A 2,443-nucleotide genomic window follows, 5' to 3' on the forward strand; every position below is an offset into this window, starting at 1 on the left:
TTAAATTTGTGTATGGATTGAGCTGATAAAACAATTAAGTTTGGCAGCAGTTAAATAAAGCAACAGCATCAAAGAAAAATAAGATAAAATGGCAACATCAACAGAGAAAAACATTGCAGTACATAGCCTCATCGAGAACCGTTGGAGCCCAAGAGCTTTTAGTAGTGAAACTGTAAGTGAAGAGCAATTGGCGTCTTTATTTGAGGCCGCGCGATGGGCACCCTCTGCCATGAATGAGCAGCCTTGGCGCTTTATCTATGCAAGCAAAGAAAACGGCGAAGACTTCGAAAGGCTCTTTAGCTGCCTTGTGGAAGGTAACAGCTGGGCAAAGCATGCTTCTGCTTTGTTTGTAACCATTGCCAAGAAGAATTACGATTTTAACGGGCAGCCAAACGGCATAGCCCGGCATGACGTAGGATTGGCGACAGCGAACATTTTGCTTCAGGCAACAGATTTAGGCCTGCACGTGCACCTGATGGGTGGCTTTAATGCTGCTAAGGCCCAGGACGTGTTGGGGATCCCGGAAGGATTTGAGCCGGTTGCCATGGGAGCAGTAGGCTATGTAGGAGACCCGGAATCGCTGCCAGAAGCTCTTAAAGAGCGTGAACTTGCTCCCCGTCAGCGCAAACCGCTAAACGAGATTGCCTTTAAGGGAGTGTGGGCACAGAAGTAGTTTATACTTTAGAATTCAAAAATTATGAGCAAGACAATCATACATAGAGCTGATACCCGTGGACATGCCAACCACGGCTGGCTGGATACACATCATACCTTCAGCTTTTCGCGCTACCATAACCCCGAGCGCATGAACTTTGGCCTGCTGCGCGTGCTGAACGATGATGTGGTGGCTGGAGGAATGGGCTTTGGGGCGCACCCGCATGACAACATGGAAATCGTTTCCATTCCGTTATCAGGTTCGCTGGCCCATCAGGATAGCACGGGTACCAAAGAGGTGATCCGCACGAATGAAGTACAGATCATGTCGGCTGGTAGTGGTTTGACCCACTCAGAGTTTAACGGCTCACAGACAGATGCTGTAAACTTTTTGCAGATCTGGGTGTTCCCTAAAGAGCAGAACATACAGCCACGCTACGAGCAGAAGGCATTCGACCCGGAAGAGCGTGTGAATAAGCTGCAAACTGTGGTTTCACCTGATAAGGATGGCAAAGCTGTCTGGATTAACCAGGATGCCTGGTTTACCCTTGGCAATCTGCAGAGCGGTTTTACCGAAAATTATACGTTGCATAAATCTGGCAATGGCGTGTATGCCTTTGTGCTGGAGGGCGAAGTGGTGATAGAGGGCGAGACACTGGGCAAGCGTGATGGCATGGGTATAAGCGAAACCGATAGCATTAGCATCAAGGCATCTGCTGCTGCTGAACTGCTGCTGATAGAAGTACCAATGAAGTAAGATATAATAGTGTTTAGTGATTAATGGAGAGAGCCCTGGTACAGCCAGGGCTTTTCTTTTTAGCGCAGGTGCCGCATAATAGCAAAAGGTACAGGTGCCCATAGCGCTGATTTATGGTTCATGCTTTTCAAGCCTCGGTTAACCCAGCTGTTGCAGTTCTTAAGCACATGGTATCTGCCATGTGCTTCGTAAAAGGTATCTTGTCGTGTGTAGCCAGATCCTGTAATATGCTGAAAAGCGTTTTCCTGCTGCACAAAGGAACGATCAATGTAAGAGATAAGCAGCTGATATTGCTCCGGTGTAATAAGAATAGGTTGTTGTCGCCTGTTCTCAACTAGTTTACTTTTGATGTACGTAACGTGCATAGCGGTAGATGTTGGCCAAAACGCTGCAGCTAAAGCTACGCCTGGTGTTATATCCTTCCATTCGGGAGTTTGCATAAAGAAGCGCTTGTCGCCCCAACCAAAGGCAACATACTTATAGCTACTGTCTACATGGGCAAACTGCTGGAGCGGCAGCTTATGGCGCCAATCTATGTAAGGCGTGGAAACAGGAAGTACCAGGTTAGTATGCACACCATTTGAGGTTACAAATATCTCGATCTTCTTAGACTGCTGTTGTTCCTGCGCGTAGCTGCTAATAACAGGAAAGCCACTCAGGAGAAAGGCCAGAAAAATGAACGAAAGTACAGAACTGGTTGCTACTGCTAAAAACCAGTCTATTGTTCTAAAAAATACATTTAAGAGGCGCTGCATAAAAGTGCATACGGATGGGGGATAGAAATTATAGGCAAGGCTATAAAAAAACAGAACCCGGAGCAAAGCGCCGGGTCTGAGTGAAGTTTAGTTAGTTTAGTTTCTATCGAAGATCACCTCAATTACTTTACCATCAGTACAAAGTTTGGCTTTGAGCAAGTGCCTGAAGGTATGAGAAGCAGTTGCGCTATGGCAGGTGTTATAGCCAGCCATTTGTTTTCGGTAGCGCGTAGAGGCGATGAAGAAACCCAGATTGGGTTTCGGGTACAAATGTAAG

Annotated in this window: 4 protein-coding genes; 2 read left to right on the forward strand and 2 right to left on the reverse strand. The window is 46.7% G+C overall.

Annotated elements, in window-relative coordinates; genetic code table 11:
• Positions 1 to 88 precede the first annotated feature (88 nt).
• Together ACFQ2O_RS21210 and ACFQ2O_RS21215 are read left to right on the forward strand one after the other, a co-directional pair.
• A complete protein-coding gene (locus ACFQ2O_RS21210; protein ID WP_377532816.1) occupies positions 89 to 673 on the forward strand; it encodes a nitroreductase family protein in 585 nt (194 codons plus the stop codon).
• 24 nt (positions 674 to 697) lie between these two features.
• Positions 698 to 1,411, forward strand: a complete 714-nt coding sequence (locus ACFQ2O_RS21215) for a pirin family protein (RefSeq protein ID WP_377532818.1) — start codon at positions 698 to 700, stop codon at positions 1,409 to 1,411.
• Between the two features lie 59 nt (positions 1,412 to 1,470).
• Here the strand turns inward: ACFQ2O_RS21215 and ACFQ2O_RS21220 are convergent, their stop codons facing one another.
• Positions 1,471 to 2,166 (reverse strand): TIGR02117 family protein, encoded by a 696-nt coding sequence (locus ACFQ2O_RS21220; protein ID WP_377532820.1) that lies wholly within the window; start codon positions 2,164 to 2,166, stop codon positions 1,471 to 1,473.
• Positions 2,167 to 2,262: 96 nt separating this feature from the next.
• On the reverse strand, positions 2,263 to 2,443 hold a 181-nt coding region (locus ACFQ2O_RS21225), incomplete at its 5' end, for a hypothetical protein (RefSeq protein ID WP_377532822.1).

Origin of the sequence: Pontibacter rugosus (genome assembly GCF_042678745.1) — a bacterium.
Taxonomy (GTDB): domain Bacteria; phylum Bacteroidota; class Bacteroidia; order Cytophagales; family Hymenobacteraceae; genus Pontibacter; species Pontibacter rugosus.